Origin of the sequence: Nocardia farcinica, assembly GCF_001182745.1 — a bacterium.
GTDB classification, from domain to species: Bacteria; Actinomycetota; Actinomycetes; order Mycobacteriales; family Mycobacteriaceae; genus Nocardia; species Nocardia farcinica.
Window position 1 is genome coordinate 3326006 of record NZ_LN868938.1, and the last position, 25716, is coordinate 3351721.

Genomic DNA, 25716 nt, shown 5'->3' on the forward strand with positions numbered 1-25716 from the left:
TTTCAGCACGTCTGGGCCGGTCGGAAGCGGCCTCCGCGGCAGGCGATCTCGGCGGCGCAGGTCGCGGCCTCCGCCGCGGCGGCCGCGCGCGCGTGCTCGGAATCACCGACGCCGGCGAGCAACATCGCCGCCGCCCACCGCAGCGGCAGCAGTCCGTGCGCGCGCGCCTCGGCGGCCACGGCGGTGGCGCGGGCGGCGGAATCGGCCCGATCGCCGGCCGCCGCGGCGGTGGCGGCGACGAGCAGACGCGATTTCACCCGGTGCCGCACCGACGACCAGTCCTGTGCCAGCCGCAGCCCCGCCTCCGCGTGCGGCCGGGCCCTCGCGGCGTCCCCCGCGGCCAGCGCCGTCTCGGCGGCGACCCAGTGCAGGCGGATGCGGACGCGGGTCCGGTCGGTGATGTCGGCGGTGCCCGCGGTGGTGGCGGTATCGGCGTGGGCGTCGAGCAGCGCGGCGGTCCGGTCGAGGAGGCGTCGGGCCAAATCGAGCCGCCCCACGCCGAGCGCGTCGGCGGCCAGCCCGGTCAGCGCGTCACAGGCGGCGTCCACGCCGTCCGGCAGGCCGGGCGCCGCCGGGTGCCGGGCGCGTGCGAGGTGCGGGACCACCGCGGCGGCGGCCCGGCCGTCGAACTCCGCGGCGGCCGCGTGCCAACCGAGCTGGCGCAGCAGCGATCCGGTCGTGCTGTCGACCAGTGCGCGCAGCACCGGATCGGGGCCGGTCCGGCGCACGCGGGCCAGTTCGGTCCGCGCGGCGGCGTAGTGACCACGACCACCGAGCGCGACCGCCCGCAACCATCCGGCACCGGGTCCGGGCGGGGTCGGCAACCCGGCAGCGGCCGTGCGGTCACCGGCGCCGAACGCGGCATCGACGAGGATTTCGAAGCGAGGATCCGCGAGCGGAGCGGGCACGAACACGGACGGCAGCCTAACCCGGCGCCGCGGTGCGCGGGCTCCCCGGCAATGCCCGAGCCTTTCCGGCAACCTTTCAGCTTTCTGGTACGGACCCCATGTTTCCATCGGGTAAAACTCGTATGCGAGTCCGAGCATGAACGGCGTCGCGAATTCACATGCGTTTCTCGCAATTAACCTGAGCGCCCCGATTCCGCCATCTCGAATCGTCGTACGCGCCGCACCGCCGGTGGCCCGGGTCACGTCCGCTACCGCACCGCGAGACCGGCCAGCAACTCGTGAGCCGACCTAAAAAGTGCCTATGACCTGGACGGATACCCCACCGGCGGGCCCTGCGGGCAGGCAGCCGCCAACCGGCCAACCGTCCAGTACTACCGGAGCACACGTAAAAAGTAAACAGCTGGAAGGTTAAATCTCGCCTTCGCGGATTTGGAAAACCGGTGCGTCGAACTATTGACGGAATTTCCCGGCTGGCCCTAACGTAGCTCATCGCCACGGACCGCGCCGCGCGAAATTGCAGCGATCCCCCAGGGCGAGACCTGCCGAAGCAGCCGATCGCGCCGTGGCCCATGACTGTGCAGAGACGAAACTGCTCGACAACGCTGACGAGCTCGCATCACGAGGAGTTCACCATGCCCATGCCGACCCACCTCCCCGGACCGAACGCCGACGTCTGGGACTGGCAGATGCGCGGTTCCTGCCGAGGCGTGGACTCGGCGGTGTTCTTCCACCCCGACGGCGAGCGCGGCCGCGCCCGCACCGCGCGCGAGATGCGCGCCAAGGAGATCTGCCGTACCTGCCCGGTACTCGTGCAGTGCCGCAGCCACGCACTGAAGGTGAGCGAGCCCTACGGCATCTGGGGTGGCATGTCCGAGACCGAACGCGAGATGCACGCCCGGCGCAACCGGCGCCGCATGGCGGTGTAGTCGCGCCGACCCATCCGGCCCCCGCGGGGCACCGAATCCCTTGCAGATGCCCGGGCCGACACGCCCACGGTGGACCTGTCCGGTCCGCCGCAGGCCCTGTCGGCCCGGGCAGTTTTGCGACAACTATCGGTGGTTCGCGGGTCGTCAGGCAGCATTGCGCGCGGCGTGTCGCGACTTGCCGCAAAGTAGCTGGGGCGCTTGGCGTTTGCCGGGGCACCCCAGCGGAGGGCTGGTGATAGCACCGCGCTAGCGTGGTGGCCGATGACACAGAACGGAGCGTCACGCGCAGCCGAAAGCATCGAGCTGGCCGCACTCCTGCATCGTTGCGGCCGGGCCGACCAGCACGCTTTCGCCGAACTGTACGACCGGACCAGCGCGCGCGTGTTCGGTCTGGTACTCCGGGTGCTCCAGGACCCCGGATACGCGGAGGAGACCACCCAGGAGGTCTACCTCCAGATCTGGCGCACCGCCGCCAGTTTCGACCCCGATCGCGGTTCCGCCATGACCTGGCTGATGACGCTCGCCCACCGGCGCGCGGTCGACCGCGTGCGGGCCGAGCAGGCGCACTCCTCCCGGGAGGCGGCCTACGGCGCGCGGGTGCTCGACAACGAATTCGACGAGGTGGTCGAGGAGGTCGAGCGCAGGGCCGAACAACACGCGGTGCGCGCGAGCCTGGCCGAGCTGACCGACACCCAACGCGAAGCCATCTCGCTCGCCTACTACGGCGGCCGCACCTACGCCGAGGTGGCCGCCCACCTCGGGGTCGGGCTGCCGACCGTGAAGTCCCGGATACGGGATGGATTGACACGACTGAAGAAAAGTTTGGGGGTGACGTGAGATGACCGACAGCCGGATCGATCTCGCGCACGCCGTCGCGCTCGGATCGATCGACGACGAAGACCAGGACGAAGTGCAGCAGTTGCTCGACAGCGCGGACCCCGAGGTCCGCGCCGCGTTCCACACCGAAGTACAGCAGAGCGCCGACGCGCTCACCGCGCTGGCGGAGCTGACCGCCACCGCGCCGCCACCCGCCTTGCGCGCCCGGCTGCTGGCCGCGATCGCCGCCGAGCAGCCGCCCGTGGCCTCCTGAACGTTCGCCCGCGGATCTCCCCACGAGCCAGCCGTTTCCATCGTCCCGTCGGCCGTACCGTCTCCGGCGCACGGGCAGCCCAGTCGCGTCGCCGTCGCGCCCGCCCGGTAGCCGCATCGTGATTCGGCGCGGGCTCGACCGCCCCGCGGAAACGACGAAGGCCCCCGGGATCTCCCGGGGGCCTCGCTACCGCCGTACGGTCAGTGCGCGTGACCGTGGTGGCTGTGGTCCTCGGCCTCCTCGGCGGGCTTGTCGACCACGGCGCTCTCGGTGGTGAGCACCATGCGCGCCACGGACGCGGCGTTCACCACGGCCGAGCGGGTGACCTTCACCGGGTCGACGACACCGTCGGTGAGCAGGTCGCCGTAGCTGAGGGTGGCGGCGTTGAAGCCCTCCTTGCCCTCGGCCACCTTGCTGACCACCACGGCGCCGTCCAGGCCCGCGTTGCTGGCGATCCAGAACAGCGGCGCCTCCAGCGCCTTGCGGACGACCTCGACGCCGACCGCCTCGTCGCCGGAGAGCGAGTCGCGCAGCTCGACCAGCTTGGTGGCCGCCTGCACCAGGGCGGTGCCGCCACCGGGCACGATGCCCTCGTCGACGGCCGCCTTGGCCGCGCTCACCGCGTCCTCGACGCGGTACTTGCGCTCCTTGAGCGCGGTCTCGGTGGCCGCGCCGACCTTGATGACCGCGACGCCCCCGGCCAGCTTGGCCAGCCGCTCCTCGAGCTTCTCGCGATCCCAGTCGGAATCGGTCGCCTCGATCTCGCGGCGCAGCTGGGCGGCGCGCGCGGCGATGTCCTCGGCGGTGCCCGCACCGTCGATGATGGTGGTCTCGTCCTTGGTGACCACCACGCGGCGCGCCTTGCCGAGCACGTCGATGCCCGCCTCGCGCAGCGTGATACCCAGGTCCGGGTTGACCACGGTGCCCGCGGTGACCACGGCCAGGTCGTCGAGGAACGCCTTGCGGCGGTCGCCGAAGAACGGCGCCTTGACCGCCACGGCCTTGAGGGTCTTGCGGATGGAGTTCACCACCAGCGTCGACAGCGCCTCGCCTTCGACGTCCTCGGCGACGATCAGCACCGGCTTGCCCGCCTCGGCGATCTTCTCGAGCAGCGGCAGCAGGTCCGGCAGCGAGCTGATCTTCTCGCGGTGCAGCAGGACGAACGCGTCCTCCAGCACCGCTTCCTGGGTGTCGGTGTCGGTGATGAAGTAGGGCGAGAGGTAGCCCTTGTCGAACTGCACGCCCTCGGTGACGACGAGTTCGGTCTGCAGCGTCGAGGATTCCTCGACGGTGACCACGCCGTCCTTGCCGACGGTGGTCAGCGCCTTGCCGACCATCTCGCCGATCTCCTCGTCGCGCGAGGACACCGTCGCGACCTGCGCGATGGCCTGCTCACCGGAGACCGGGGTGGCCGCGGCCAGCAGCGCCTCGGAGACCGCGTCGGCGGCCTTGGCGATGCCCGAGCCGACGGCGATCGGGTTGGCGCCCGCCGCGACGTTCTTCAGGCCGCCGCGCACCAGCGCCTGCGCCAGTACGGTGGCGGTGGTGGTGCCGTCGCCCGCGACGTCGTTGGTCTTGGTGGCGACGCTCTTGACCAGCTGGGCGCCGAGGTTCTCGAACGGATCCTCGAGGTCGATGTCACGCGCGATGGTGACGCCGTCGTTGGTGACGGTCGGTCCGCCGAACGCCTTGGCGAGCACCACGTGACGGCCGCGCGGCCCGAGCGTGACCTTCACCGCGTCGGCGAGCTTGTCGACGCCGCGTTCGAGAGCCCGGCGAGCTTTTTCGTCGAACTCGATCTGCTTTGCCATGAGTCCTTTTCCTTGGATGGGGGCCGGAGAGGAGGAGCCCGAAACGACGGTGCCCCGGCCCCGTGGGAGGGGAACCGGGGCACGTCGCTACGACTCGATCCCGGACGGAGCCGGGCGGCGCGCGCCGGAGCAGGCGGCGCCGAGCGCGGTCACTTGCCGACGACAGCCAGCACGTCGCGCGCGGAGAGGATCAGGTACTCCTCACCCTGGTACTTGATCTCGGTGCCGCCGTACTTGCTGTAGATGACGGTGTCACCTTCCTGGACGTCGAGCGGGATGCGCTTCTCGCCGTCCTCGTCCCACCGGCCGGGGCCGACGGCGACGACGGTGCCTTCCTGCGGCTTCTCCTTCGCCGTGTCCGGGATGACCAGGCCGGAGGCCGTCGTCGTCTCGGCCTCGTTGGCCTGGACGAGGATCTTGTCCTCGAGCGGCTTGATGTTCACGCTCGCCACGTTGAGCCCTCCACTTTCAGGGGATACGGTCGTCCGGGACTGTTGTCCCGGACCATCGGTTCGGTCACGGTGCTGACCCTGCGCATAGCCCCGTCGTCGCGGGTGCCGGGACCCCTGCTCAGTAGTCACAACTGCGTCGACACCGGCGCTGCGCGAGGGCGGGTGAAGGCCCGGCCGCCGCGTTTCACCAGTGTCACTAGCACTCTATACACGAGAGTGCCAGCGCTCAAGGGCGGGCGGTGCCAACACTGTTCAGGGTTCATGACGAAACCCGCCGGGACTTCCCTTCGGATCGCGGAAACTGTAACGTTCGGATAACGGATTGTGACAGTATTGGCGACGGTCGCACCACGGCTGCCCGCACCACGGCTCCCGGTGTCCGTCACGGGTCGGCGCCTCGTGCGCGGTCCGGGCATCACGAGAAGACCGGTACTTCGTCACGAGACGTTGCGCACCACCAGCTTCACCAGGGCAAGTACACACGTGATCCCCGGGTCGACCGTCCGACCCACCGGTCGGCGGGTCGGCCGGACCACGCGTCCGGAACGTCGCCGACCAGCGGTGCTCCGGCAATCCATTCGCCGATGGTCGGCCGCACCGCGACCATCCGCTCGAAGGGAGGTGAACCATGCGAACGTCTCTCGGCATCTCCGCCGGGAACGAGGTCGTCTGCTCGGCGCTCGTCGCCACCGCGCCCAACGGCGCCCAGAGCTTCGACTACCGCGTCGTCTCGGCCGACGCCGCCCATTCCGACATCGGCGATCTGGTCGCATCCTCCATCGACCTGATGACCACCCAGCTGCCCGCCCGGCAGGTACCGCACGACGTCGCGTGGCCCGCCCACCCGATCGGCGTCGGCGGCGAGGGCGGTCTCGGCCTCCAGGCCGCCGCGAGCAAACCGCCGACCAGTGTCGCCGTCGCCTACCGCAGCCGGGAACAGGCGCAGGTGATCCGCTCGGCGACCGGCAGGCAGCGCGAGCTCGAGCTGGTCCACGAGGCCACCGCGGCGCTGACCTACCTGCGCCACACCGGCCTCACCGACCGCTACGGCACCGTTGCCGTGGTCGACCTCGGCGCCACCGGCCTGAGCGTCTCGGTGGCCGAGCAGGCCGACGGCACCCTGCTGCACACCCAGCGCACCCACGCCATCAGCGGCAACGCCATCGACGACCTCATCTACCACCACCTGGTCGACCTGCACTTCGCCCGCCGCGGCACCCGCCCGAATCGCGCGATGCTGGTCAATCGCGGCCGGGCCGCCAAGGAGCATCTGTCGATCGCGCCCGCCGTCACCATCGACCACGTGGCCGGGCAGCCGCTCAAGCTCACCAGGTCCGATTTCGAGGTCCTCATCGCCGACCTGCTCGCCGACACCGCCGCGTACGTGTCCGGGGCCTTCGCCCGGTCGCCGCGCGCACCGGAGGCGGTCGCCGTCATCGGTGGCGGCGCCAACATCCCCGCGGTGGTCGAGACGCTGCGCCGCAGCCTCGACGTCCCGGTGCTGACGGTCGACGATCCCGAGGCCGTGATCGCCAAGGGCGCGGCGCTGGTGGCCGATGCCGCCCAGCCCGCCACGCTCCCGGTCGGCGCGATGGGCGCGGAATCCTCGGTGAGCACCTTCACCAAGGTCGCGGGCACTCTCGTCGGCGCCGTCGTGGTGGTCGGGCTGATCATCGGCTACGGCGTGAAGACCCTGGCCCCCACCGCCGACGACGAGGTCTCCCCCGCGGGTACCACGAGCGGTACCCGGCTGCCGGGCGCGCCCGTCGCGGTCGTGCCGACCACCGCTCCGGCTCCCACCGCGGGCGGCATCACCACCCTGGCGCCGCCCACCTCGGCCGCGCCCACCACCACCGAGCGCACCGGCGTGCCGAGCACCACCGGGTCCCCGGTCGCTCCCACCACCGCGCCGTCGACCACGCCGACGCTGCGCCCGGATCCGAACCTGCCGCCGATCCCGTTCCCCGAACTCCTCGGCCCGCTGCTGGATCGCAACGCCCCGCAGGAGCAGAATTCCGAGCCGCCGCTGTCGGAGCAGCCGGACGCGGGCAGCCCGCCCGTCACCACGTCGCCCTCGACCACGGCGCCGACGCCCACACAGGCTCCGGCGCAGTCCCGAGTCCCGTTCCCGCGCGCCGGTTCCGGCTCCGCAAGCGGGAACACCGAATAGTCGAGACGAACGCGCTCAGGCGATCTGGCTGACCGACACCGGCAGCCCGGGATCGCTGGCCACCGTCAGCGGCGAGGGCCGTGCCCCACCCGCGATGACATGGGCCCCCAGCGCCGCGATCATCACGCCGTTGTCGGTGCACAGCCGCGGCTTGGGCACCCGCAGCGTCAAACCCGCTGCCGCGCAGCGTTCCTCAGCCAGCGAGCGGATGCGGGAGTTGGCCGTCGCGCCGCCGCCGAGCACCAGGGTGTCCACCCCCACGTCCTGGGCCGCGCGGACGGCCTTCATGGTCAGCACGTCGGCCACCGCCTCCTGGAAGGACGCGGCGATGTCGGGGATCGGCAGGTCGGCGGTGGCGACGCCGGCGCGCTGGGCGGCCTCCACGTGGCGAGCGACCGCGGTCTTGAGGCCGGAGAAGGAGAAGTCGTAGCGCGGGTCGCGCGGCCCGGTCATGCCGCGCGGGAAGGCGATCGCGTGCGGGTCGCCGTCGCGGGCCGCGGCATCGAGCGCGGGGCCGCCGGGGAAGCCGAGTCCGAGCAGCCGGGCGACCTTGTCGAAGGCCTCGCCCGCCGCGTCGTCGACGGTGCTGCCCAATTCGACGATGGGCGCGGCCAGATCGGTCACGTGCAGCAGATGGGTGTGCCCGCCGGAGACGAGCAGCGCCACGCACGGCGGCATCGGCCCGTGCTCGAGGGTGTCGACGGCCACGTGCCCGCCGAGGTGATTCAGCGCGTAGAACGGCACATCCCACGCCGCCGCATAGGCTTTCGCGGCGGCGACACCGACCAGCAGCGCACCCGCCAGCCCCGGCCCGATGGTGACGGCCAGCGCATCCGGCTTGGCGATGCCCGCCGCGGAGAGCGCGCGTCGCATGGCGGGCACGATCGCCTCGAGGTGGGCGCGCGAGGCGATCTCCGGCACCACCCCGCCGAACCGGGCGTGCTGGTCGACGCTGGAGGCGACCTCGTCGGCGAGCAGTTCACAGGTGCCGTCCGGACGCCACCGGACGATGCCCACTCCCGTCTCGTCGCAGGAGGATTCGATGCCCATGACGATCACGACAGCACCTCGTCGGTCTGGTTCGCGCGCCATTCGCGGCCCTGCGCGGTCAGTTCCGGCCTGCGCATGGTGTAGGCGTCGGCGCCGCTGGGGTGGTAGTAGTTCTTGCGCAGCCCGATGATGTGGAATCCGTGCTTGGCGTACAGCGCGATGGCGGGCGCGTTGTCGGTGCGCACCTCGAGGAACACCGGGCCGCCCCGTTTGCCCGCCTCGGCGAGCAACGCCTCCAGCAGCAGGGTGCCGATGCCCGCGCGGTGGTAGTCGGGGTCGACGCCGATGGTGTGCACCTCGGCTTCGGGGTGCTCGTCGTCACCGAGCAGCGCGATCCCCGCGTACCCGACCATCCTTCCGTCGGCGTCGCGGGCGGTGATGTAGCGGTTGTGCGGTCCGGCCAGCTCGGAGTGGAAGGCGACCGCCTGCCAGGGATCGTCCTCGGGGAAGAGCAGGTGCTCGAGTTCGACGCAGCGCTCGATGTCGGTGACGGTCATCGGCTCGATGTGGAAGCCCGCGGCGCGGACACTCGATTCGGCCACCGTCACGCCCCCGTCCGGTCGAGCGAGCGGTAGGCGTTCTCCACGGCGTCGGGTCGGCGCAGGTACAGCGGGACCAGCGGTTCGGGTGCCACGCCGGCGAGCAGGTCCGCGGCCGCGACCCGGACCAGGCCGGCAGGCGAGGGCGTCTCGACCGGGACCACGGGGAGATCGAAGTAGTCGACGTGCGAAGCGGATCCGGCCACCGAGGTGGCACCGGCGGTATCCAGCTCGGCGGGCTTGATCACACCCGGGCCCGCGATGCGAACTCCGTCACGGTAGCGGGCCCAATAGACTTCGCGGCGACGGGCATCGGTGACCACCAGCAGCTCACCCCCGGCGGGGAGGTCGGCGGCGGTGGTCACGTCCGCCGCGATGGCGTCGAGGCTGCACACCCCGTGTACCGGCAGGCCGAGCGCTTCACCGAAGGCCGCCGCCGTCGCCATGCCCACCCGCAGCCCGGTGAACGGACCGGGCCCGATGCCCGCGACCACCGCGGCCAGGTCGGTCCTGGAACGTCCTGCCTCGGCGAGGCATTCGAGGATCTGCGGGGTGAGGACCTCGGCGTGGGCGCGGGGATCGACCCGGACCCGCGCGGCGATGGTGCACAGCCGGGCCGCGGTGGCCGAGCCGTCCGCGGCCTGTTCCAGTTCCACCAGTCCCGCGGTAACGGCGGGGGTCGCGGTGTCGACGGCTAGTACAAGCATGATTGCCCCCACGATACCGGGTGGTAGCCGACCCCTTCGCGCAGCTACCGGCTCGGCGGCGACGGCTGCCGGTCCACCCACTCCCACACGGCGGTTCGCACCTCCGAATCGGGTTCCCTGGTGAGCCGCACCCACAGGTGCCGGTCGGTCAGATGCTCGACCACCCCGCGCCCCCACTCGACCACCACGACCGCCTGATGCAGATCGGTGTCCAGGTCCAGCGCGTCCAGCTCGTCCAGATCGCCGCCGAGCCGATAGGCGTCCACGTGCACCATCGGCACCGGCGGCGCGCCGTCGCGCGGCCCGGCCCGGTGCTGGCGGGCGATGATGAACGTCGGTGAGCTGACCCGGCCCTGCACGCCGAGCCCGGCGGCGATGCCGCGCGTCAGCGCCGTCTTGCCCGCACCGAGCGGTCCGTCGAGCACCACCAGATCACCCGCCGCCAGCTGCGCGGCGAGTTCCCGGCCGAGCGCCTCGGTGTCGGCGACGGTGGGCAGGGTGCGCTGGTGCTTGGCCACGACCGTCCTTTCGTCCTCGTTCACCTTCCGGGTTCGCCTTCCGGCCGCGGCCAGCGTACCCGCGGGGCCGACCGGGCCGCGCGGGGCGGGACGGCGGCCGGCGCAGCGCCGCGCGGACTCGACCGCCCCGGCCGGAACACTCAGGCCGACCCGGTCCGGCCGTCGCGGCGGGACCGATCGCGCCGGAACACGCCCGCCCGCACCATCAGCCGGTGCAGCGCGTCGTTCACCAGGTCCGGGTATTGCAGGTGCGGCATGTGGGCGGCGCCGGGCAGCAGCACCAGCTCGTTGTCGGGCAGTTCGCGCGCCAGCGCCTCGGAATTGCGGAACGGCATCACCACGTCGCGGGTGCCGCCGAGTACCAGCACGGGCAGCTGGGCCAGGGTGGGCAGCGCCGCCGATTCGTCGTGCACACGAATGGCTTCCAGGAATTTCACGATCGTCTCGACCGGGGTGCGGTCGATCATGCGCGCGGTGAAGCGCGACAGCGCCGGGCTGACCGGGCCGTGGAAGGAGGTCACGTGCAGCAGCGGGGTGATGACGTGCCGTCCCGCGGTCCTGGCCGCCTGCACCAGCGCCGGTGCGGCCTCGACGGCGAGGCGGAAGCCGTCGATCACGGGATTGCGCAGCAGCTGGGTGATGCCGGTGGAGGTGACCTGCGCCGCCGAGGTGGACAGCAGCGCGACGGCGGCGACCCGGCTGCCGAACAGGGCCGGGAACTGTGCCGCGGCGGCGAGCACCGCCATCCCGCCGAGCGAATGGCCCACCAGCACCACCGGACCGCTGGGCGCGGCCGCCGCCAGCACCGCGGCCACGTCGCGGCCCAGTTGCGGCACCGTGCAGCTGTCCGTCGACGGGGTCCCGGAGCGGCCGTGGCCGCGCTGGTCGAAGAACACCAGCCGCACGCGCGGGCCCCACCGGGCAGGCAGATCGCGGCGCTGGAAGTGGAACGACTCCATGCTGTTGCAGAAGCCGTGCACGAAAACCATGGTGACGTCGGCGTTCTCGGGTCCGTGGGCGCGCACCGCGAGCGGCACGCCGTCGGTGGCGGTGACGGTGCTCGGTTCGTCGGCTTCGAACAGGGCGAAGTCCTCGGCCACGTAGGCGTCGGGCACATCGAGGTGCAGCACCCACTGCCCGAGCCTGCGCACCACGTGGGCACCGGCGAGCGCGCCGACGAGGACAGCCGTGGCGAAGCCGCCGCGGCCGATCCGGCCGCGCACGTCAGCGGCCCGTTCCGACGTACCGGCGGACGGCCCGGCCACGCGGCGAGCAGACCACCTCGTAGTGGATGGTGCCGAGCAGGTCGGCCCACTCCTGGGCACCCGGCACGCCGGGCCCACCGCCGAACAGCACGGCGGTGTCGCCCGCCGCCACGCCCGCGGCGTCGTCGCCGAGGTCGACGACGAACTGGTCCATGCAGACCCGGCCGACGTTGGGGCGGCGGGCACCGCCGAGCCACACGTCGAAGCGGCCGCTGAGCGGCCGGAACACGCCGTCGGCATACCCGGCGGGTATCAGCGCGACGGTGGTGTCACGGGGAGCGATCCACTGGTGGCCGTAGGAGACGCCCTCGCCCTCGGCGACGCGTTTGACCAGCGCGACCTGCGCTTGGAAGGTCATGGCGGGCCGCAGCCCGAAATCGCCGAGTTCGGGCACGGGGCTCAGGCCGTAGACGGCGATGCCGGGCCGCACCATGTCGAAGGCCAGGTCGGGCCGGGTCACGGTGGCGGCGGAGTTGGCCAGGTGCAGCAGTTCGGGACGCAGCCCGCGGGCGGTGGCCGCGGCGGCCGCGGCGGTGAAGCGGTCGCGCTGTTCGTCGAGGAACGGGTGTTTGGGCTCGTCGGCGTGGGCCAGGTGGGAGAACATCGCGCGCAATCGCACCGTCTTCTCCTCGACCAGCTCACCGAGCAGGTCGAGCACGGTCGGCAGCTCGTCGGCGGCGATGCCGTTGCGGTTGAGTCCGGTGTCGACCTTGAGCGTCACGGTGGCGGTGCGGCCGGTGGCGCGGGCCGCGGTGGCGACGGCGCGCAGCTGCTCGGTGCCGGAGACGCCGATCTCGATGTCGGCGGCGACCGCGGCGGCGTAATCGGCGGACAGGGTGTTCAGCCAGCACAGCACCGGTGCCGTGATCCCCGCCTCGCGCAGTCGCAGCGCCTCGGCCACGGTGGTCACGCCCAGTTCCCGCGCCCCCGCCGCCAGCGCCGTGCGCGCCACCTCCACCGCCCCGTGGTTGTAGCCGTCCGCCTTGACGACGACCATCATCGCCGCATCGCCCGCGTACTCACGCAGGACCCGCACATTATGGGCAATCGCATCGAGGTCGACCACGGCCTCCACTTGGGCACTCACGTCTCCCGATCCTGCCACCCGCTGCCCCGAGTGTTGTGGGCACCTGTGCAAGTTCCCGAAGAAAAGGCAGGTCATCGGGGGTGGGTTCGGACCTCACCTGGGCTGATGGTCGGGAACGTCACAAGTGGGGGCGGTGGACGCGAGGCGAACCGGTGGCGCCCGGCCCGGCCGGGACATGGTCGGCCCGGGGCTGTGCGCGCACCGGATGGGATGCACCAGACAACTCCGCGCAATCGGCCCGACCGGTGCCTCCCCGATCCGCTCCGACGGGCGGTGACGAGGCGATCGCGGCCCACCGAACTCGCGTCACCCGGCGACCGCTGGACTCATGCCGGATTCGGTTCCGCCCCCACCTCGCCCAGCGCGCGCAGCGTACGGATCGCGGCGGGCAGCTGATGCAGCAGCGGCGAGGCCGAGACGGGGGCGCCGACCGGGCCGCGGTCGTGGGCGGCCAGGGCGGCGGCGAGGGCGTGCGCCCGGGCGGCCGCGGCGGCCGACCAGGCGGGATCCCGTCCAGCGGCCAACAGCGCGCCGATGACGCCCGACAACACGTCACCCGCACCGGCGGTGGCCGCCCAGGACCCACCCGCCTCGTTGACCAACACCCGCCTGCCCGGCTGCGCGACGAGGGTCGCGCGGCCCTTCAGCAGGACGGTCACGCCCCAGCTCTCGGCCAGTTCCCGTACCGCGCCGACCCGGTCGTCACCCACCGGCCGCCCGGTGAGCCGCGCGAATTCGCCCGCGTGCGGGGTCAATACGGTCGCGGCGGCTCGTCCGCGCACCAGGTCCGGGTCGCGGGCGAGCAGGGTCAGCCCGTCGGCGTCGACCACCACGGGCAGATCGGTGGCCAGGATCTCGGCGAGCCGCTCGCGCGCGGCGGCGTCGGTGCCCGCGCCGGGACCGACCACCCATGCCTGCACCCGCCCGCTCGCACGCACGTCCGGCGCCGCGATCACCTCGGGGAAGCGGGCCAGCACCTGCTCCGCGCCGGTTCCGGCGTAGCGGACCATCCCGGAGGTGGCCGCCACCGCACCACCCGTGCACAACACCGCCGCGCCGGGATAGGTCGCGCTGCCCGCGCAGATCCCGGTGACGCCCTGGGTGTACTTGTCGTCGGCCGGCCCCGGAACCGGCCAGGCCGCACCGATCAGCGCGGGCGCGAGCGCGGCCAGCCGCGGCTCGGGCAGCCGTAATCCGATGTCCACCAGTTCGATTCGCCCACACCACGGGGCGGCCAGTACGTGCACCGGCTTGTACGCGCCGAACGTCACCGTCACCTCCGCGCGCACGGCGGGCCCGGTCACCACGCCGGTGTCGGGATCGACGCCGCTGGGCAGATCGGCCGCGACGATGGGCGCGTCCACCTCGGCGACCAGACGTGCCGCCGCCGGTCGCAACGGCCCGCGCCCGGAGATGCCGACGATGCCGTCCACCACCAGGTCCGGCTCCCCGAGGTCGGTCCGCACCCGGCCGCCCGCCCGGCGCAAGGCCGCCAGACCGGCTCGGTGGGCTCGATCCGGGTCCAGCAGCACCGCGGTCACCGCCACCCCGCGCGCCCGCAGTTTCGCCCCCGCCCACAGCGCGTCGCCACCGTTGTCCCCCGACCCCACCAGCAGGGTCACCGCCCGTCCCGCGATCCCGCCGGTCCGCTCGCGCAGTTCCTCCGCCACCACCCGTGCCAGCCCGTGCGCCGCGCGCTGCATCGGCACACCGGCAGGCACCCGGGTGAACAGTTCCGCCTCGGCCGCCCGCACCTCGTCGGCGGTGAAATAGCCGTGTCGACCGGACATGAGCGCTCGCCTCCACGATTCGATCGGGCCCTGCGTCGGGCCCGCCACACCGCGCGAGCCGCGGATCCGGACATTACCCGCCCGGCGACTACGCTCGACGAATATGCCGACCCTGCACCGTGGCCTGTCCGCCCGCGTCGTTGCCGCCCTCGCCCTGACCGCGTCGATCGCGCTGGCCGGATGCGGTTCCGACGCGTCGGAGTCCGCACCGAGCAGCACTTCCGCCCTCACCACCAGCGCCCCCGCGACCTCCGCCCCGGCAGGCCCGTCCAGCGTCACGGTCACCGTCGACGACATGACCTTCTCCCCCGAGAACATCACCGTCGGCGTCGGCGACACCGTGACCTGGAAGTTCTCCGACAGCGCGCCGCACTCCGTGCAGGGCATCGGCGACAAGGCGATGGGCATCAACAGCCCGATCCTGGACAGCGGCGAATGGAGCTACACCTTCACCGTGCCCGGCACCTTCCGCTACCTGTGCACACTGCACCCGCAGATGCGCGGCAGCGTCACCGTCGAGTAATCGCTATTCGACGGTGACCGACTTGGCCAGGTTGCGCGGCTTGTCGACGTCGTAGCCGCGGGTCTGGGCCACCTCGGCGGCGAAGATCTGCAGCGGCACCGTCGACAGCAGCGGCTGGAACAGCGTCGGCGCCGACGGGATCTCGATCAGGTCGTCGGCGAACGGGCGCACCGTGTCGTCGCCCTCCTCGGCGATCACGATCGTGCGCGCGCCGCGGGCCTGGATCTCGCGAATGTTGCTGAGCAGCTTGGAATGCAGCACCGCGCGCCCCTTGGGGGAGGGCATCACCACGATCACCGGCAGCCCGTCCTCGATCAGCGCGATCGGGCCGTGCTTGAGCTCGCCCGCCGCGAAGCCCTCGGCGTGCATGTAGGCCAATTCCTTGAGCTTGAGCGCACCCTCCAGCGCCACCGGGTAGCCGACGTGGCGGCCGAGGAACAGCACCGTCGGCACGTGCGCCAGCTCGCGCGCGATCGCGCGTACCTGCGGCGCGGTCTCGAGCACCCGCGAGACCAGCTTCGGCATCGCCTCGAGTTCCTGGAACTCGCGGGCCACCTCGTCGGGGTACTTGGTGCCGCGGGCCTGCGCGAGCGCCAGGCCGACCAGGTAGTTGGCCGCGACCTGGGCCAGGAACGCCTTGGTCGAGGCGACCCCGATCTCCGGACCGGTGCGGGTGTAGAGCACGGCGTCGGATTCGCGCGGGATCTGCGCGCCGTTGGTGTTGCAGACGGCCAGCACCCTGGCCTTCTGCTCCTTCGCGTGGCGCACGGCCTCCAGCGTGTCGGCGGTCTCGCCGGACTGCGAGATCGCCACCACCAGGGTGGAGCGGTCCAGCACGGGGTCGCGATAGCGGAACTCGCTGGCCAGCTCGACCTCCACCGGCAGCCGGGTCCAGTGCTCGATGGCGTACTTGGCCAGCAGACCCGCGTGGTAGGAGCTGCCGCAGGCCACGACGAACACCTTGTCGAACTCGCGCAGCTCCTGATCGGCCAGCCGCTGCTCGTCGAGCACGATGCGGCCGCCGGCCTCGTCGGTGGTGAAATGCCCGATCAAGGTGTCCGCGACCGCCGCGGGCTGCTCCTCGATCTCCTTGAGCATGAAGTAGTCGTGGCCGCCCTTCTCGGCGGCGGCGATGTCCCAGTCGATGGTGTACGGCCGAGTGCGCACACCGTCGCCGCGACCCGCGAAGTCGGTAACGGTATAGCTGTCGGCCGTGATCACCACGGCCTGGTCCTGGCCGAGCTCGACGGCTTCCCGGGTGTGCTCGATGAACGCCGTCACATCCGAGGCGATGAACATCTCGCCCTTGCCGACACCCACCACCAGCGGCGTGTTGCGGCGGGCGGCGATGATCGTGTCCGGATGGTCGGCGTGCACGAAGACCAGGGTGAACGCGCCTTCCAGGCGGCGCAGCACGGCCAGCGCGCTCGCGGTGAAGTCTCCCGCGGTCGGACCCTCGGCGTAGGCGCGCGCGACCAGGTGGACCGCGACCTCGGTATCGGTGTCGCTGTGCAGTTCGATGCCCGCGTCCTCGAGTTCGCGGCGCAGCGGCGCGAAGTTCTCGATGATGCCGTTGTGCACCACGGCGACCTTGCCGCCTGCGTCCCGGTGCGGGTGCGCGTTGCGGTCGGTCGGCGCGCCGTGGGTGGCCCAGCGGGTGTGTCCCATGCCGGTGGTGCCCGCGAACGCGCCCGCACCGGACTCGGCCAGCTCGGCTTCCAGATTCGCCAACCGACCGGCCTTGCGCTCCACCGCGAGGGTGCCCGCGCCGTCCAGGATCGCCACCCCGGCGGAGTCGTACCCGCGGTATTCCATGCGGCGCAACGCGTCAACGACGACGCCGAGCGCGTCCCGGTACCCGACGTAGCCAACGATTCCGCACATGGCTCCCCAGAGTACTTATCGGATAACGTTCACGTCGTGTCGGCGTCTGTGAAAGAGCTTCTGAGCACCCTGACCCGCCGTGGCCCGCACCGGGTACTGCGCGGCAACCTGGGCATCGCGGGCCAGCCCGGGGTCGTCTACACCCCCGAGACCGGCCGCGGACTGCCCGCCGTCGCCTTCGGTCACAGCTGGTTGACCGGCGTGTCGCACTATCGGGGCCTGCTCGAGCACCTCGCTTCCTGGGGCATCGTGACCGCCGCCCCCGACACCGAACGCGGACCGATCCCGTCACACCTCGGCCTGGCGACCGACCTGCTCACCACCCTCGACATCTGCACCGGCGTGCGCCTGGGCGACGGCACCGTCACGGTGCACCCCGACCGGCTCGCCCTCGCCGGACACGGCATGGGCGCGGGCGCCGCCGTCATCGCCGCCGCCCAGCGCCGCGTCGGCACGGTGGTCGCCCTCTTCCCCGCGCCCACCGCCCCCGCCGCCGAACCCCTGGCCGCCGACCTCGGCATTCCCGCCCTCCTGCTGGCCGGCGCCGTCGACATCTCCTCGGTCAGCTCCAACGCGCTCCCCCTGGCCGCCGCCTGGTCCGGCCAGGCCACCCTGCGCGTCGTCGACGGCGCCACCCACAACGGCCTCGTCGAAGGCCGCCGCGCGCTGGCCGCCCTCGGCGCGGCCAAGCACGAACCCAAGACCGCCCGCACCGTCCGCGCCCTGCTCACCGGCTACCTGCTGCACACCCTCACCGACGACAAGACCTACGCGCCGTTCGCCGACCCCGACACCGAGATCCCGCGCACCACCGTCGTCGACCCGAACGCCCCGCGCGACGAGGAACAGGAGAAGCCGAAGCTCTCCGTCGGCACCCTCCGCAAGCTGGTGCGGGGGTAGGTCGGCGCCACGCACCGCCCGCCGGCCGCGACTACACCAGCCAGCTCTCCCTGCGGTAGTACTCCCCCTCCGGATCGTCGTCCTCGTCGATCGGCGTCACCACATCCGTGGCCCGGCGCGCCGCGATCGATCGCGCAATGGCCTCGCGCTGCGCGCGCAACTCGGCCGCCATCCGCTCCCGCTCGGTGGGCTCACCGAAGGCCCGGTCCGCCGTCAGATCGCTGCCGGAGTGGTGGGTAGGCCCGGCAGCGCCGTGGACCTGCGAGCCGTGCTCGAGCCATCGGCCGTCCGTCTCCACACGCCCGGCCCGCTCGAACTCGGAGCGCTGCCACTCCGTGCGCGCCGACCCGATCGGCTCGCACTCCGCCCGCTCGGTCTCCGGTTGTTCACGCTCGGCCCGTTCACGCTCGGCCTGTTCACGCTCGGCTTGCTCGTCGAGGGCTCGCTGGATCTCCGCCGCGGTTTCCACGGCGATGTCGCGCAGCGTCGCACCGCTGCGCTGATCGATCTCGTCCAGTTCCAGGCCGAGCAGCCCGGCGCGGCGGCGGAATTCCTCGAGTTCCCGCTCGATGGCTTCGGCGTAGTTCACAGCGGGCCCGCCTCGGCCAGTTGGGCACCACTATCGGCGGGTTGATCGGTGTCGGCGACCGGAGCGTCGACGGGCAACGGCTGCGGCCGGTACTCGCCGTCCTCCTCGCGGCGGACACCGGAGGGAACTCCGGGAACCCCGGGAGCGGGTTGCGAGTTTCCGGCCGGGCTGCCCTCCTCGGCGGAGGGATCGTCGGCGGGCGGCGTGGGCTGCGCCGCCGGGGGCTGCCCGGCGTCCGGCTGTTCTCCCGGCGACATCGCCTCAGCGGGTTGCCGGCCCGCGGGCTGCTGCGGATTCGATTCGTCGCCCGACGGGCGGTCCGAGGCGGGCGGCTGCTCGCCGTCCGAATCGTCGTTCCCGGCGCCGCTTTCGACGATCACCGGGCGGCCGTTCTCGTCCAGTTCCAGCGTGTACTCCTGCACGGACCCGTCCGGACCGGTCGCCACCAGCTTCGGCTGTCCGTCCGGTCCCACCGTGAATTCCATGTGCTTGTCGCCGAGGTCGAATTCGGCCGACACGCCCTTCTCCTTCGCATCGCCGTCGGGATCGTCGGCGTCGGTGCCGGGAGCATCGTCCTCGGCCGCGGTGTCGTGCTGCAGCGCCGACTGCCACTGCTCCACGGCCTTGTCGATGCCGTCGCTCACCTGCCCGCTCAACGACGTGAGCCCGGTCTGGATCTCCTGGGCCAACGTGGTCGCCAGCGGCGAGAGCTGTTGGGCGAGCTGGCTCAGCCCGGCCAGACCGCTCAGCGGATTCGCGGTCCCCGCCGGGTTCGTCTGCCCCGGGTCGTCCGAGCCGGGCGTGCCGGGCGTACTCGTGTCGTTGCCGGGGTCGGTGGTGTTGGTACCCGGGTTCGTCGTATTGCTGCCCGGATTCGCCGGATTGGTGCCCGGATTGGTGGTATTGCTGCCCGGATTCGTCGTGTTGGTGCCGGGGTTGGTCGTGTTGTCACCCGGAGTGCTCGGCGTCGAGTTCTGGGCGGCCGGTTGCGGGTAGGGGTTCCGGTCCAGCTCCTCGACGGCGGTGACGAGGGCCGCGTACGCGCTCTTCACCGCATCGTCGGTGAGCTTGCACATGTCGACGTAGTTCTGCAGCCGAGCGTCGAAGTGCGGTTTGAAGACCCGCTCGAGTATCCGGCTCGCCACGACGCGGCCACCGAGATAGGACAGGCCGAGACCGCCCACGTAGTAGTTGAGGACGTTTCCGGCCGCCTTGCTCAGCAGATCCGACAAGTCGTGGGTCAGCGCTCGACCGACCCCGCCCGCGGCGCAGGCGATCAGCATGTCGAGATCGTCGACGGTGAGCGAACCGACCTCGACCTGACCGCTCACCAGCTTCTTCACGTGATCGGCCTTCGCGCGCACGGCCGTCCGCAGCGCGGGGATCGCGGTCGTCATCGCATCGAGGGCTGCGCGGGCCTTGGCCCGGTCGTCGTCGGCCATGGTGACCTGCTGGCCGAACATGTACTGCGCCGCCTCGGCGGCCTGGCCCTGCCACAACGTCGGCAGCCGCTCCGACAACGCCTTCTGCGTGTCCCATTGCTCGTCGACCTCGCCGAGCGTGGTGGCCAAGGCACCGGCGGTCGCGGCGAGCTTGTCCAAATCCATGCCCCGCTGCTCGTCGTAGAGCGCGTAGATCCGGTCGAGCGAGTGGCTCGGCTCGTGACCGAAGGCCTCGGTGTAGCGACCGTGCAGCTGGGCGAAATACTGCAGGCCGGTGGCGCCGTCGTCGAGCATCCGGTCGACATTGTCACCGGAGAGGTCGGGCAGCGTGGTGCTCGCCATGTCAGTTCCTTCCCTGGATCGTCACCGCGCTACACGTTCTGGGTCTGCTGCCGGGTCTTCTTCGCCGCCTCCGCGTCGGTGTCGGAGTAGACGACGGTGGCGGCTCCGATACTGTCGGCCACGGCCTTTCCGGCCGACCCCCAGTTCTCCAGCCACTGCACAACGTTCTCGAGACCGGTGTGGATCGCCGCGCCCTGCGACACGTAGTTGCGGCCGGCCTCGGGACCGTGCCCGTTCGAGCCGTCCCCGAACATGTGCTGTGACACCCGTTGCGCGCTGGTTCCCACGACACCGGCCGACAGCCGCAGGTCGTTCGCGAACTTGCCCAGCTCACCGGTCTGCACGCCGAGATTCTGCGAACTCACGGTTCCACCCCTTCCTGTCGGATCCGGCATCCACCGACGAATCCCCCGTCGAATCCAGTGATGGCCACACAGGATTGGACGCGCTCGGACGCGATCCGGTTCCCGCCCTCCGGGGCGAGCCGCGTCGTCTCGGCGCGCGGAGGACCGCCCTCACTCCCCCAATTTCCCCTGGTCCGTGCGGACCCATTCGGAGGTTCCATCGGGGTGGCGGTGGAATTCCCACGCGCTGTAGTCGCCGTCGTTCTCGACGACGGTGACGTGGTCGGCGATGCCGTCGTGGTCGAAGTCGGTCCAGACCTGCATGGCGTCCTCACCGCGGGTGGTGGCGGTGTCGAGGAGACCGTCGCCGTCGATGTCCTGGGTGGGGTGTTCGAGTTCGACGGGACCGAGGCCGCCGAGGGACGAGGACGTGTCGATGCCGGGTAGCTCCAGACCGCCGAACTCGCCGGACGTGACCATGGCTCCTCCTCGAAACGCGGGCGCGGGGATGTGCTCATCCTGTCATCCCCGCGCCCATGCGTCAGCCCCAGCCCCGCGCCGGTCAGCGCTTGGGAATGACCACCCACAGGATCGCGTAGAGCAGGAACTGCGGGCCCGGCAGCAGGCAGGACAGCACGAACAACAGTCGGACGACGCCTGCGCTCCAGCCGAAGTACTCGGCGATGCCACCGCAGACGCCTGCGATCCATTTGTCGTCGGAGCGAGTGAGGCGGCGGGTCGGTGCGGTCATCGGATTCCCTCTCGTGTCGATCGGTACGTCTTCCACTGTCGCCGTCCGCGCCGTGCCGCGCATCGGTCGACCGACCCATCCCGACCCTGATTTCCGGCGGCGCGAACTCGGGGTGCGACCCGGAGGACGGGTCGCCGGGGCCGCGCGGATGCGGGTCCGGCGACCAGGCAGACTCGACCCCGTGAGCACCACTCTGCACGCGCGCGGCCTCTCCGCCGGACACGGGGAACGAACGCTGTTCGACGACCTCGACCTGACCATCGCGCCCGGCGATGTGATCGGCCTGGTCGGCGTGAACGGTGCGGGCAAGTCGACGCTGTTGCGGATGCTCGCCGCGCGCGAGACGCCCACCGGAACCATCACGCTGAGTCCGCCGGACGCGACGGTCGGGTACCTGGCGCAGGAGCCGGAACGGGTGCCGGGCGAGACCGTGCTGGATTTCCTGGGCCGCCGCACCGGTGTGACCGCGGCGCAGCGCGCGATGGATGCCGCCGCCGAGCGCCTGGCCGAGGGCGGACCGGACGAATACTCCCCCGCGCTGGAACGCTGGCTCGCGCTGGGCGGCGCCGATCTGGAGGCGCGGGCACAGGACGTGGCCGCCGACCTCGGGCTCGCCGAGTCGCTGGCCGACGGCCTCGGCACCCCGATGACCGCCCTGTCCGGCGGGCAGGCCGCCCGGGCCGGGCTCGCTTCGGTGTTGCTGTCCCGCTACGACATCCTGCTGCTCGACGAGCCCACCAACGACCTGGACCTGGACGGCCTGGCCCGGCTCGAGGACTTCGTGCGCGGCGTGCGGGTACCGCTGGTGGTGATCAGCCACGACCGAGAATTCCTCGCCCGCACCGTGAACCGGATCGTGGAGCTGGATCTGGCCCAGCAGCAGGTGGGACTCTACGACGGCGGGTACGAGGCCTATCTCGCCGAGCGGGAGATCGCGCGACGGCACGCGCGCGAGGCGTTCGAGGAGTACGCCGACACCAGGGCCGCCCTGGAGGCCAGGGCGCAGATGCAGCGCAACTGGCTCGAGCACGGGGTGCGCAACGCTCGCCGCAAGGCCCGCGATCCGCGAAAGCTGGACTCGGACAAGGCCGGGCGCAAGATGCGTGCCGAGGCGACCGAGAAGCAAGCCGCCAAGGCGCGCCAGACGCAACGGCGCATCGAGCGTCTCGAGGTGGTCGAGGAGCCGCGCAAGGAGTGGGAGCTGCGGATGACGATCGCCGCCGCGCCGCGCAGTGGCGCCGTCGTCGCCACCGCGACCGACGCGGTGGTGACCCGCGGCGATTTCCGGCTCGGCCCGGTGACCACGCAGATCGACTGGGCCGATCGGATCGTGCTCACCGGTGCCAACGGCGCGGGCAAGTCGACCCTGCTGGGCATGCTCCTCGGCCGGATCGCACCGGACAGCGGATCGGCCGCGCTCGGCTCGGGCGTCGAGATCGGCGAGGTGGACCAGGCCCGCGGCCTCTTCCGCGGCACAACACCGCTGGCCGAGCGGTTCGGCCGCGAGATGCCGGACTGGCCGGACGCGGAGATCCGCACGCTGCTGGCCAAATTCGGCCTGCGCGGCCCGCACGTGTTGCGCGCCTGCGACACGCTCTCCCCCGGTGAACGCACCCGCGCCGCCCTGGCACTGTTGCAGGCGCGCGGGGTGAACCTGCTGGTCCTGGACGAACCCACCAACCACCTCGACCTCCCCGCCATCGAGCAACTCGAACAGGCCGTCGACTCCTTCACCGGCACGCTGCTGCTGGTGACCCACGACCGCCGGATGCTCGACTCGGTCCGGGCGACCCGCCGCTGGCACCTGCGCGACGGACTGCTGCGCGAGGACTGACCTCACCGCGAACCGTTCGCCGACACGGAGCTCCGCCGTGCCCGGTGTGCACCACCCGCGCAGGCGGCTCGCGGGCGGCCGCTACCGTCTGCCGGGTTGCACACCGCCCCGGCCCGTGCCGCGTCGATCAGTTCGTCCGCCTGCCCGCGGCCGCGCCTGCCACGCTGGGCGTCCCACTCCACGACCAGCGCCGTGTGCGAAACCCCCTCGCGCATGGCCGCTTCGATCACCGCCAGTCCCTCCGCACGGCTCGCCGTGCGGGCCACATCGACGGCGGTGCGGGCGGCGCCGGTGACGACCGCGCCCTGGATCGTCTCCAGGGCGCGCGCGTCGATCGGATCGGCGTGGACGATCAAGCGGGCGTAGCGCGCCGGATGCGCACCGAGGACGTGGGTGACGTGATCGGCGCGCACCGGAAACCCGTGCAGTTGCGCCGCCGTGCCGTAGGCGGCCACCAGCGCGGGCACGCCGAGGAACAACCGCGCGGCCTCCAGCCGTAGCCGGGCGGTCGGCGGCGAGTCCGCCTCCCGGTAGACCCCGCGGAACACCCGAACCCAGACGCCGCGGTCGATCTGCTCCCGCATCTCCGCTCGGCTGTACTCGCACAACACCTGCCAGCCGGTGAACACCCCGAACTGCTTGTCGCGCACCTGCGCCAATCCCGGTTTCATGGGTTCGAGGATGGCCGGGCGCGGGCCGACGGCACCTCCGCCGACCTGCGCGGACAGCAGGTCTGTTGACAAGCCCGCCGCTGTGGACAACCGCGGCGGGCGGGCACCACCGCCGCTGCTACAGAGAGGCGACCAGCTTCGCCAGATCGGCGGCCAACTGCTCGGCCTTCACCGGGTCGGTGGCCTCCACCATCACCCGGACCAGCTGCTCGGTTCCACTGGGGCGCAACAGGATCCGGCCCGAGTCACCGAGTTCGCGCTCGGCGTCGGCCACGGCCTCGCGCACATCCGGGGCCGCGGCGACGGCCGCCTTGTCGCTCACCGGCACGTTCACCAGTACCTGCGGGACGGTGGTCAGCACACCGGCCAGATCGGCCAGCGATCGCCCGGTCTGCGCCATCCGCGCCATCAGCTTGAGCCCGGTCAGCACGCCGTCACCGGTGGTGCCGTACTTGGGGAACACGACGTGCCCGGACTGTTCGCCGCCGAGGGTGTAGCCGCCCGCGCGCAGTTCCTCGAGCACGTAGCGGTCGCCGACCGCGGTGGTGCGCACGGCGATTCCGGCCGCCCGCATGGCCAGATGCAGCCCCAGATTGCTCATGACGGTGGCGACCAGGGTGTCCTGGGCGAGTTCGCCGGACTCCTTCATCGCGATCGCCAGCACGGCGAGGATGGCGTCGCCGTCGACGACGCTGCCGTCGGCGGCCACCGCCAGGCAGCGGTCGGCGTCACCGTCGTGAGCCAGGCCCAGGTCGGCACCGTGCTCCACGACCGCCCGGCGCACCTGGTCGAGGTGCGTGGAGCCGCAGCCGTCGTTGATGTTGAGCCCGTCGGGTTCGGCGTTGATGGCGATGACCGTGGCGCCTGCCTCCCGGTAGGCGGCGGGCCCGACCTCGGCGGCGGCGCCGTTGGCGCAGTCGACCACGACGGTCAGCCCGCTCAGATCCCGGCCGGTGGCCTCGACCAAGTGCTCGACGTAGCGCTCGTGCGTGCCCTCGACGCTGTACTGGTCGGGAATGTGCAGGCCGTGGTCGCGCGCACCGGAGGCGTTGAGCACGCGGCCGATGCCCGCGCCGGTCGGGCGGACCGGGTCGTCGGCGGCGACCAGCGCTTCGATGCGGTCCTCGACGGCGTCGTCGAGCTTGTGCCCGCCCGCGGCGAAGATCTTGATTCCGTTGTCCGGCATGGGATTGTGCGAGGCGGAGATCATCACGCCGAGGCACGCGTCGTACAGGCCGGTGAGGTAGGCGACCGCGGGTGTGGGCAGCACACCGACCGACAGCACGTTCACCCCGGCGGCCGTGAGCCCGGCCGTGACCGCGGCCTCCAGCATCTCCCCCGACGCGCGCGGATCACGGCCGACCAGCGCCAGCGCCCGGGTCTTCCCCCGGCCGAGCACCTGTGCGGCCGCACCCGACACACGCAGCGCCAGCTCCGGGCTCAACGACCCGTTGGCAAGCCCGCGCACACCGTCGGTGCCGAACAAACGTCCCATACCTCGCCCCTATCGGTGGACATGCGTTCATATACAGCACGAGAGCAGGCGACCAGCGATGCTGGAAGCCTGCTCTCGCACAGCTGCCGCGCCTGACTCGCCGCCCGGCACCACCGGGGTGCCGGGCGCCGGAACCGACGCGGGGAAAATCAGCGCTTCGAGTACTGAGGCGCCTTGCGGGCCTTCTTGAGACCGTACTTCTTGCGCTCGGTGGCACGCGGGTCACGGGTCAGGAAGCCGGCGCGCTTGAGCGCGGGACGGTCCTCCGGGGTGACCTCGATGAGGGCGCGCGCGATGGCCAGGCGCAGGGCGCCGGCCTGACCCGACGGGCCGCCGCCGACCAGGCGGGCGTGGATGTCGAAGGACTCGGTCCGCTCGACGGTCACCAGCGGCGACTTGACCAGCTGCTGGTGCACCTTGTTCGGGAAGTAGTCCTCGATGCTGCGACCGTTGAGCACGAACTGGCCGGTGCCGGGCACCAGGCGCACGCGCACGACGGCCTCCTTGCGACGGCCGACGGTCTGCACCGGGCGGTCGATGACGACCGGGGCGTAGGTGGCGGGCTCGGCCTCGTAGCCGTAGTCCTCCTCCACGACCTCCACGGCCGCGTCCTCGGCGGTGTAGTCCT

General features: G+C 71.9%; 26 protein-coding genes. 7 read left to right on the plus strand and 19 right to left on the minus strand.

The window, feature by feature from the left end; translation table 11 throughout:
* Nucleotides 1-2 precede the first annotated feature (2 nt).
* Entirely contained in the window at nt 3-914 is a 912-nt protein-coding gene (locus tag AMO33_RS15785) for a hypothetical protein (RefSeq protein ID WP_050767952.1), read from the minus strand.
* A gap of 626 nt (nt 915-1540) precedes the next feature.
* On the opposite strand from AMO33_RS15785, the gene AMO33_RS15790 reads away from it, so the two are divergent.
* The 3 genes from AMO33_RS15790 to AMO33_RS15800 all read left to right on the plus strand — a co-directional run bounded on the left by AMO33_RS15790 (nt 1541) and on the right by AMO33_RS15800 (nt 2924).
* Nucleotides 1541-1834 (plus strand): WhiB family transcriptional regulator, encoded by a 294-nt coding sequence (locus AMO33_RS15790; RefSeq protein ID WP_041559855.1) that lies wholly within the window; start codon nt 1541-1543, stop codon nt 1832-1834.
* A 261-nt stretch (nt 1835-2095) separates the two neighbouring features.
* Complete coding sequence (locus AMO33_RS15795) at nt 2096-2671, plus strand: sigma-70 family RNA polymerase sigma factor (RefSeq protein ID WP_011207419.1); 576 nt, start codon at nt 2096-2098, stop codon at nt 2669-2671.
* Between the two features lies 1 nt (nt 2672).
* Nucleotides 2673-2924: an RskA family anti-sigma factor gene (locus AMO33_RS15800; RefSeq protein WP_011207418.1), complete on the plus strand. Its 252-nt coding sequence runs from the start codon at nt 2673-2675 to the stop codon at nt 2922-2924.
* 200 nt (nt 2925-3124) lie between these two features.
* On the opposite strand, the gene groL is transcribed toward AMO33_RS15800, so the two are convergent.
* Nucleotides 3125-4735: a chaperonin GroEL gene (gene groL / locus AMO33_RS15805; RefSeq protein WP_011207417.1), complete on the minus strand. Its 1611-nt coding sequence runs from the start codon at nt 4733-4735 to the stop codon at nt 3125-3127.
* A gap of 149 nt (nt 4736-4884) precedes the next feature.
* Nucleotides 4885-5187 (minus strand): co-chaperone GroES, encoded by a 303-nt coding sequence (groES, locus tag AMO33_RS15810; RefSeq protein WP_011207416.1) that lies wholly within the window; start codon nt 5185-5187, stop codon nt 4885-4887.
* A 628-nt stretch (nt 5188-5815) separates the two neighbouring features.
* Between groES and AMO33_RS15815 the strand changes: the two genes are divergently transcribed.
* Nucleotides 5816-7357 carry an Hsp70 family protein gene (locus AMO33_RS15815; protein WP_011207415.1) on the plus strand — a complete coding sequence of 514 codons (1542 nt, stop codon included), beginning with the start codon at nt 5816-5818 and terminating at the stop codon, nt 7355-7357.
* A 15-nt stretch (nt 7358-7372) separates the two neighbouring features.
* On the opposite strand, the gene tsaD is transcribed toward AMO33_RS15815, so the two are convergent.
* The 7 genes from tsaD to AMO33_RS15850 form a co-directional block, all read right to left on the minus strand.
* Nucleotides 7373-8416 (minus strand): tRNA (adenosine(37)-N6)-threonylcarbamoyltransferase complex transferase subunit TsaD, encoded by a 1044-nt coding sequence (tsaD, locus tag AMO33_RS15820; RefSeq protein ID WP_060593080.1) that lies wholly within the window; start codon nt 8414-8416, stop codon nt 7373-7375.
* Nucleotides 8413-8904, minus strand: a complete 492-nt coding sequence (rimI, locus tag AMO33_RS15825) for a ribosomal protein S18-alanine N-acetyltransferase (protein ID WP_041560672.1) — start codon at nt 8902-8904, stop codon at nt 8413-8415. The genes tsaD and rimI overlap by 4 nt, the downstream gene beginning before the upstream one ends.
* A 47-nt stretch (nt 8905-8951) precedes the next feature.
* Nucleotides 8952-9653, minus strand: a complete 702-nt coding sequence (gene tsaB / locus AMO33_RS15830; RefSeq protein ID WP_060593081.1) for a tRNA (adenosine(37)-N6)-threonylcarbamoyltransferase complex dimerization subunit type 1 TsaB — start codon at nt 9651-9653, stop codon at nt 8952-8954.
* Between the two features lie 44 nt (nt 9654-9697).
* Nucleotides 9698-10195: a tRNA (adenosine(37)-N6)-threonylcarbamoyltransferase complex ATPase subunit type 1 TsaE gene (tsaE, locus tag AMO33_RS15835; RefSeq protein ID WP_011207411.1), complete on the minus strand. Its 498-nt coding sequence runs from the start codon at nt 10193-10195 to the stop codon at nt 9698-9700.
* Between the two features lie 116 nt (nt 10196-10311).
* On the minus strand, nt 10312-11394 hold the full coding sequence (locus tag AMO33_RS15840; RefSeq protein WP_060593521.1) for an alpha/beta fold hydrolase: 1083 nt from the start codon (nt 11392-11394) through the stop codon (nt 10312-10314).
* 1 nt (nt 11395) lies between these two features.
* Complete coding sequence (gene alr / locus AMO33_RS15845) at nt 11396-12598, minus strand: alanine racemase (protein ID WP_220276121.1); 1203 nt, start codon at nt 12596-12598, stop codon at nt 11396-11398.
* A 251-nt stretch (nt 12599-12849) separates the two neighbouring features.
* On the minus strand, nt 12850-14313 hold the full coding sequence (locus tag AMO33_RS15850) for an NAD(P)H-hydrate dehydratase (protein WP_060593083.1): 1464 nt from the start codon (nt 14311-14313) through the stop codon (nt 12850-12852).
* A 103-nt stretch (nt 14314-14416) separates the two neighbouring features.
* Here AMO33_RS15850 and AMO33_RS15855 point away from each other — a divergent pair, with 103 nt between their 5' ends.
* Nucleotides 14417-14836 carry a cupredoxin domain-containing protein gene (locus tag AMO33_RS15855; protein ID WP_011207407.1) on the plus strand — a complete coding sequence of 140 codons (420 nt, stop codon included), beginning with the start codon at nt 14417-14419 and terminating at the stop codon, nt 14834-14836.
* A gap of 3 nt (nt 14837-14839) precedes the next feature.
* On the opposite strand, the gene glmS is transcribed toward AMO33_RS15855, so the two are convergent.
* Nucleotides 14840-16720, minus strand: coding sequence for a glutamine--fructose-6-phosphate transaminase (isomerizing) (gene glmS / locus AMO33_RS15860; RefSeq protein WP_060593084.1), 1881 nt, complete (start codon nt 16718-16720; stop codon nt 14840-14842).
* A 36-nt stretch (nt 16721-16756) separates the two neighbouring features.
* Between glmS and AMO33_RS15865 the strand changes: the two genes are divergently transcribed.
* Nucleotides 16757-17620, plus strand: coding sequence for a poly(ethylene terephthalate) hydrolase family protein (locus AMO33_RS15865; RefSeq protein ID WP_060593085.1), 864 nt, complete (start codon nt 16757-16759; stop codon nt 17618-17620).
* Nucleotides 17621-17651: 31 nt separating this feature from the next.
* On the opposite strand, the gene AMO33_RS15870 is transcribed toward AMO33_RS15865, so the two are convergent.
* The 5 genes from AMO33_RS15870 to AMO33_RS15890 all read right to left on the minus strand — a co-directional run bounded on the left by AMO33_RS15870 (nt 17652) and on the right by AMO33_RS15890 (nt 21088).
* Nucleotides 17652-18209, minus strand: coding sequence for a hypothetical protein (locus AMO33_RS15870; protein ID WP_060593086.1), 558 nt, complete (start codon nt 18207-18209; stop codon nt 17652-17654).
* Complete coding sequence (locus tag AMO33_RS15875) at nt 18206-19993, minus strand: prolipoprotein diacylglyceryl transferase (protein WP_060593087.1); 1788 nt, start codon at nt 19991-19993, stop codon at nt 18206-18208. Before AMO33_RS15875 ends, AMO33_RS15870 begins: the two co-directional genes overlap by 4 nt.
* Nucleotides 19994-20022: 29 nt before the next feature.
* Nucleotides 20023-20358 (minus strand): hypothetical protein, encoded by a 336-nt coding sequence (locus tag AMO33_RS15880; RefSeq protein WP_060593088.1) that lies wholly within the window; start codon nt 20356-20358, stop codon nt 20023-20025.
* A gap of 150 nt (nt 20359-20508) precedes the next feature.
* Nucleotides 20509-20817: a DUF6802 family protein gene (locus AMO33_RS15885; protein ID WP_011207402.1), complete on the minus strand. Its 309-nt coding sequence runs from the start codon at nt 20815-20817 to the stop codon at nt 20509-20511.
* Between the two features lie 82 nt (nt 20818-20899).
* A complete protein-coding gene (locus AMO33_RS15890; RefSeq protein WP_011207401.1) occupies nt 20900-21088 on the minus strand; it encodes a PspC domain-containing protein in 189 nt (62 codons plus the stop codon).
* Nucleotides 21089-21269: 181 nt separating this feature from the next.
* Between AMO33_RS15890 and AMO33_RS15895 the strand changes: the two genes are divergently transcribed.
* Nucleotides 21270-22922, plus strand: coding sequence for an ABC-F family ATP-binding cassette domain-containing protein (locus tag AMO33_RS15895; protein ID WP_060593089.1), 1653 nt, complete (start codon nt 21270-21272; stop codon nt 22920-22922).
* A 2-nt stretch (nt 22923-22924) separates the two neighbouring features.
* Here the strand turns inward: AMO33_RS15895 and AMO33_RS15900 are convergent, their stop codons facing one another.
* The 3 genes from AMO33_RS15900 to rpsI form a co-directional block, all read right to left on the minus strand.
* Nucleotides 22925-23593 (minus strand): type IV toxin-antitoxin system AbiEi family antitoxin domain-containing protein, encoded by a 669-nt coding sequence (locus tag AMO33_RS15900; RefSeq protein ID WP_060593090.1) that lies wholly within the window; start codon nt 23591-23593, stop codon nt 22925-22927.
* A gap of 118 nt (nt 23594-23711) precedes the next feature.
* Nucleotides 23712-25088, minus strand: coding sequence for a phosphoglucosamine mutase (glmM, locus tag AMO33_RS15905; RefSeq protein ID WP_011207398.1), 1377 nt, complete (start codon nt 25086-25088; stop codon nt 23712-23714).
* Between the two features lie 149 nt (nt 25089-25237).
* Nucleotides 25238-25690, minus strand: a complete 453-nt coding sequence (rpsI, locus tag AMO33_RS15910; RefSeq protein ID WP_371392074.1) for a 30S ribosomal protein S9 — start codon at nt 25688-25690, stop codon at nt 25238-25240.
* Nucleotides 25691-25716: the final 26 nt, after the last annotated feature.

Bases quoted from the DNA above. Each gene is read 5' to 3' on its own strand.
- glmS (WP_060593084.1), bottom strand. From the start codon at position 16,720: ATGTGCGGAATCGTTGGCTACGTCGGGTACCGGGACGCGCTCGGCGTC.
- AMO33_RS15795 (WP_011207419.1), top strand. From the start codon at position 2,096: ATGACACAGAACGGAGCGTCACGCGCAGCCGAAAGCATCGAGCTGGCC.
- rimI (WP_041560672.1), bottom strand. From the start codon at position 8,904: ATGACCGTCACCGACATCGAGCGCTGCGTCGAACTCGAGCACCTGCTC.
- glmM (WP_011207398.1), bottom strand. From the start codon at position 25,088: ATGGGACGTTTGTTCGGCACCGACGGTGTGCGCGGGCTTGCCAACGGG.
- AMO33_RS15885 (WP_011207402.1), bottom strand. From the start codon at position 20,817: ATGGTCACGTCCGGCGAGTTCGGCGGTCTGGAGCTACCCGGCATCGAC.
- AMO33_RS15800 (WP_011207418.1), top strand. From the start codon at position 2,673: ATGACCGACAGCCGGATCGATCTCGCGCACGCCGTCGCGCTCGGATCG.
- groL (WP_011207417.1), bottom strand. From the start codon at position 4,735: ATGGCAAAGCAGATCGAGTTCGACGAAAAAGCTCGCCGGGCTCTCGAA.
- alr (WP_220276121.1), bottom strand. From the start codon at position 12,598: ATGACCTGCCTTTTCTTCGGGAACTTGCACAGGTGCCCACAACACTCG.
- AMO33_RS15855 (WP_011207407.1), top strand. From the start codon at position 14,417: ATGCCGACCCTGCACCGTGGCCTGTCCGCCCGCGTCGTTGCCGCCCTC.
- AMO33_RS15815 (WP_011207415.1), top strand. From the start codon at position 5,816: ATGCGAACGTCTCTCGGCATCTCCGCCGGGAACGAGGTCGTCTGCTCG.
- AMO33_RS15850 (WP_060593083.1), bottom strand. From the start codon at position 14,313: ATGTCCGGTCGACACGGCTATTTCACCGCCGACGAGGTGCGGGCGGCC.
- AMO33_RS15890 (WP_011207401.1), bottom strand. From the start codon at position 21,088: ATGACCGCACCGACCCGCCGCCTCACTCGCTCCGACGACAAATGGATC.
- tsaB (WP_060593081.1), bottom strand. From the start codon at position 9,653: ATGCTTGTACTAGCCGTCGACACCGCGACCCCCGCCGTTACCGCGGGA.
- AMO33_RS15790 (WP_041559855.1), top strand. From the start codon at position 1,541: ATGCCCATGCCGACCCACCTCCCCGGACCGAACGCCGACGTCTGGGAC.
- AMO33_RS15900 (WP_060593090.1), bottom strand. From the start codon at position 23,593: ATGAAACCGGGATTGGCGCAGGTGCGCGACAAGCAGTTCGGGGTGTTC.
- AMO33_RS15875 (WP_060593087.1), bottom strand. From the start codon at position 19,993: ATGGCGAGCACCACGCTGCCCGACCTCTCCGGTGACAATGTCGACCGG.